Source organism: Pengzhenrongella sp., from assembly GCF_036565025.1.
Classification (GTDB): Bacteria; Actinomycetota; Actinomycetes; order Actinomycetales; family Cellulomonadaceae; genus Pengzhenrongella.
Genome location: NZ_DATCNW010000234.1, coordinates 1 through 4704 on the forward strand (window position 1 = coordinate 1; position 4704 = coordinate 4704).

4 protein-coding genes are annotated in these 4704 nt (G+C 66.5%); 2 read left to right on the forward strand and 2 right to left on the reverse strand.

The genetic code is table 11. From position 1 onward, the window contains the following. Window positions 1-241: 241 nt before the first annotated feature. Both VIM26_RS13885 and VIM26_RS13890 read right to left on the reverse strand, forming a co-directional pair. Window positions 242-1145 (reverse strand): IS5 family transposase gene (locus tag VIM26_RS13885; protein ID WP_331952149.1). Its coding sequence is split into 2 segments (ribosomal slippage): window positions 242-787 and window positions 789-1145, totalling 903 coding nucleotides; the frame shifts between segments, so codons are not numbered across the junction. A gap of 61 nt (window positions 1146-1206) precedes the next feature. Continuing rightward, window positions 1207-1665, reverse strand: a complete 459-nt coding sequence (locus tag VIM26_RS13890) for a hypothetical protein (RefSeq protein ID WP_331952151.1) — start codon at window positions 1663-1665, stop codon at window positions 1207-1209. A gap of 137 nt (window positions 1666-1802) precedes the next feature. On the opposite strand from VIM26_RS13890, the gene VIM26_RS13895 reads away from it, so the two are divergent. Both VIM26_RS13895 and VIM26_RS13900 read left to right on the forward strand, forming a co-directional pair. Further along, the gene (locus VIM26_RS13895; protein ID WP_331952153.1) at window positions 1803-2813 is read left to right on the forward strand and encodes a DUF4238 domain-containing protein; all 1011 of its coding nucleotides are present in this window, start codon (window positions 1803-1805) and stop codon (window positions 2811-2813) included. Window positions 2814-3504: 691 nt separating this feature from the next. Continuing rightward, on the forward strand, window positions 3505-4704 hold a 1200-nt coding region (locus VIM26_RS13900; RefSeq protein WP_331952155.1), incomplete at its 3' end, for an IS256 family transposase.

Sequence of the window (4704 nt, forward strand, 5' to 3'; positions counted from 1 at the left end):
ATCAGCCCTGAGCTGTGTGTTGCCGCGTTGCTCAGCACGGACTGCTCCTGGGTCGGGCCGCCGGCATGCCGACGCTGGATCGCTGCGCTCGGTTCCGATCGTTCCCGACCGGCTTTTGTGTCAACGCCCTCGTATGGGGGGGCCGGGGCGATGGATGAGGCACAGGCCGAGCAGGATTCGCACGACGCCTTCTGCGAGGGGTTGGGCGTGGGCGACCCCGAGTGCGACTAGGGCATGTCTCCTAATCCTGTAGCCAGGTGATGACCGCGGCCAGGAGGGCCGCTGCCCGGTAGACGATGGCGAGCTTGTCGAAGCGGGTGGCCAGGCCGCGCCATTGTTTGAGGCGGGCGAAGGAGCGTTCGACGACGTTGCGGCCCTTGTAGGCCTGCAGGTCGTAGGCCACCGGTCGCCCGCCTCGCGAGCCGCGACGGGCTCGGTTGGCCCGTTGGTCGCGTGGCTCGGGGATGACCGAGACGATCCCGCGCTTGCGCAGCAGAGTGCGGATCGCCCGCGAGGAGTACGCCTTGTCGCCCAGGACCTTCGAGGGCCTGGTCCTTGGCCGGCCGGGGCCGTGGCGCGCGACCCGGATCTCCTCGAGCAGAGTCGGGAGCATCTTTCCATCGTGTCCCTGCCCGGGGCCGACGACTACCGCGAGTGGCCGCCCGCGCCCGTCGACCGCGTGGTGGATCTTCGTCGACAGCCCACCACGGGAGCGTCCGATCCCGTGACCTGCAGGTTCACTCGGAGGGCGAGTGGGATTCTTGTGATTCGACCGTGCCCCCTGTGGCGTTCTCAGGGCGCTTGGTGTTCGTCGCGTGTTGGTGTGCCCGGTTGATCGTGGAGTCCACCGAGACGGTCCAGTCGAGCTCCCCGGCCTTGTCGGCCTGCGTCAGCAGTGCACCAAGGACCCGATCCCAGGTCCCGTCACCGGCGAACCGGCGGTGCCGCTTCCACACGGTCTGCCACGGCCCGAACTGCTCCCGCGGCAGATCCCGCCACGGGATCCCGGTCCGATACCGGTAGATGATCCCCTCCACCACCTGACGATGGTTGCGGAACGGGCGCGACTGCTTCCCAACCGACGACGGCAGCAACGACTCGATCCGGGCCCACTGCTCATCTGACAACACTGCGTAGCGACTCACCCGGACAGCATGCCAACGAGCGCCAAACGGCCTTAGGAGACATGCCCTAGCCGGCCAAGGCTCAGCGGAGACGGTTCCAGAGAGCTTCGTCCCGCAGCGCGTCGAGCACTGCGCGCTCAAGTGCCACAGCGTCGTCGGCGGCCAAACTTGAGGACCAGCAGATGTCGAGCTGCGCTCGTTGCACGGCGAGCACGCTCCACTCCTGCACGGTGCGGCAGTTGCCGGCTTCCAGTTCCGCGAGTCGACTCCTAAGCCAGTCCGAGTCCTGTAGCGCTCGCTCGAATGCGAGGTTTCCAAGTCCGCTATGTGGTGCTCGTCCGGAGACGTAGATGGTAAGGCGGCCGCGAAGGCCTTTGCCGCCGCGCTCTCCAGCCCGGCCGACGTATACCAGCGCGGACTCCTGCTTGAACAGGTACACCCCCGGCGTCGTCGGCGCCGAGCGCACCGTCACGGTGTCGAACGGCTTCCAGCCTGACCACTCGGCAAGTTCGGCTACGGCGGTCGGGAGTCCTTCGTTCATGCCGGTCAGGATGACACGGGTCGTCGTGATGCTGAGCGGCTGAAGCTCGGCGAGCGTGATGGCAGCGCTACCGGCGCCCGGCCGGGTGGCATGACGGTACAGACCCCGTTGTCGGCGGTGCGCAGGACACTTGGAGCATGGGAGCAACGACTCGACCCTTCGCAAAGCGACACCACACGGTGCCGCGGTTCTACTTGCAAGGGTTCGCGGAGAAGGATCGAATTGAGACAGTGCGACTTCCCGGCGACCAGCGCTTCACCCAGTCGGTGAGCGACGCCTCTGTCGCCAAGAACTTCTACGCGGTCGTGGGACATGAGGACGGCGATGACGTCATCGAGAGGGCCCTCTCCCAGATCGAGGGCATCACGGCGGCAATCTTCAAGGCCATCATCGGCGGGACCTGGCCGCTGTCCTTCGACGACCGCATGTCGCTCGGGTACTTCGTCGCGCTCCAGGTGACCAGGGTGCCGGCACAGCGTCGATCGATTGACCACATCGCCCGCCAGATGCTCCGCCTCCAAGTCGGGGTCGGCGGTAAGTCGGGACTCCGGCAAGTTCTTGAGCGGCAGGGCGGCGAGGTCACCGACGAACGTGTCGAGACACTCTGGAAACAGGCGACGCGCCCCGAAGGGCCGCCAATCGAGCGCCCCAAGGCCGAGCACATCAAACAGATGATCGAAACCGCGGAGGAACTCGTCAAGTACATCGTCGGACGACCATGGTCGCTCGTCCGCTTCGACCAACGCTCGCTCATTACTTCGGACGCGCCAGTTGGCCTCGTCCGCAACCCCGAGGACGAGCACTGGTTCGGCGTTGGCTACCTGACCGCCTGGGGCATCACCTTCCCGCTAACTCGCAAGCTCGGACTCCTCATGAGCGACCCGCAGCCACTCATCGACCAGGAGATTCCGGTTGAGGAGGTCCACGAGGGTCGGGCTGACATGACTCAGCTCGGTACCACGAAGCTGGAGAAGTTCTTCAACTACCACACGGTCATGAACGCGAGCGAGTGGCTCTTCCACCACCCCGAGGACGCGAAGTTCGTCCCCGATGAGCTACCCGAGCCGACGCTCGTGACTGTTGCGATGTCGAGCGAGGACCGCGATTTCGACGGCGAGCCGTGGTTCGAGCAACACCGGGACGCATAGACCCTGGACATCGACGGCGTGTCTGAGTTTTGCACAACTGATGTCCTGAGTCGTCAGTAGCCACGACGTGAAGCGACAACTGAGTGACGTCTCGGCGGGACCGCTTAGCGCCAACTAAGCGCGACGACGACACCGTTCTGCCGGGCGTCGAGGGCCTGACCGCTCATGCCAGAGCTGCGACGGGCGCGCCCGCCACTACTGGGAGACGGTCGTCGCTATCCTTCGTGCATGAGTTACATGCGGAGCTTCAACCATCCGGTACAGCCGCAATTGTTCTCCGGGACCGCTCCCCGCGAGTTCAGGATCCTCTTTGACCGAGCAGGACCCGACCTCGCTGCCTACGATACGGAGGTGTGGAACTTTTTAGAGGCACTCACGGACCATGCCTTCATTTCGTCGTTGCAATATGCCGGGACTACCGCCCCGCCCGATGTCGAACGAGTGGAGACACTTCGTTTTGGAGTATCTGCACCACGCGGATGGGTGGAAATATCGGAAGCCCCTGGAGGGATATTCGGCGGTCCGGACTACTGGGCCTGTTGGGCAGCGTCGGACGACTACACCCTTGCGCTAGTCGAGCAGAGGTTGTCCCGGGTCTCGTGGAACTTGAGGTGGCGGTCCCCCACCTGAGACTTGCCGAGTGGTAGGTCTCGGGTGTTCCGCCAAGAGCACCACGAGGAAGGGGACCACCGTGACCAAGGAGTACCAGAGGAAGAAGCCTGGCGCTGGTGACGCGCTCGAGCTGGTCGTGCCGGACCGGGTGAGCGTCGTGATGGCTGACGTCGCCGACGACATGCGCGAGGGCCTGCTCGCGTTGGCGGTCGGCGCCGGCCTGCAGGTCATGAGCGCGTTGATGGAAGCCGACGTGACGGCGCTGACCGGCCCTCGCGGGCGCCACGACGCCGAGCGGGTCGCGGTCCGGCACGGCACCGGGGCCGGGTCGGTGACCCTGGGCGGGCGCCGGGTCGCGGTGACCCGGCCGCGGGTCCGCGCTGTGGACGGCTCCGGGGAACTGGCGGTGCCGGCGTATGAGCTGTTCTCCTCCACCGAGGTCCTGGGGCGGATGGCGATGGAACGGATGCTGTCGGGCCTGTCGACCCGCCGCTATGCGGTCGGCCTGGAACCGGTCGGGCAGAGCGTCACGAAGGCCGCGACGGCGACCTCGAGGTCCGCGGTCTCGCGGCGGTTCGTGAAGATGACGGAGACCGCCCTGGGTGACCTGCTCGCCGCGGACCTGTCCGGGCTGGACCTGGTCGCGTTCATGGTCGACGGCGTCCACTTCGCCGAATCATGCTGCGTGGTCGCCCTCGGGATCGACATCGACGGCGTCAAGCACCCGTTGTCGCTGGTGGAGGGCTCGACGGAGAACGCGACCCTGGTCACCGAGCTGTGCGTCGGGCTGCGCGAGCGGGGCCTGGACGTCACCAAACCGATCCTCGCGGTCCTGGACGGGTCCAAAGCGCTGCACCGGGCCGTCGTCGACGTGTTCGACCACCCGGTCATGGCGCGGTGCCAGCTGCACAAGATCCGCAACGTCAGAGACCACCTCCCCGAGCGGCTGCGGGGCCCCGCCGAGCAGCGGATGCGGGCCGCCTACCGGGCCGGCTCCGTGCTGGACGCCCAGGCGCAGCTCAACGCGTTGGCCCGGGACCTGGACAAGACCCACCCGTCCGCGGCGGCCAGCCTGCGCGAGGGCCTGACCGAGACCCTCACCGTCCTCGCGTTGGACCTGCCACCGACGCTCGCCAGGACCTTTCGCAGCACGAATGCGATCGAATCGATGATCTCGATCTGCCGTGAGCACGCCAAGAACGTCAAGCACTGGCAGGACGGACGCATGGCGATGCGATGGTGCGCTGCGGGAATGATCGAAGCCTCCCGCCAGTTCCGC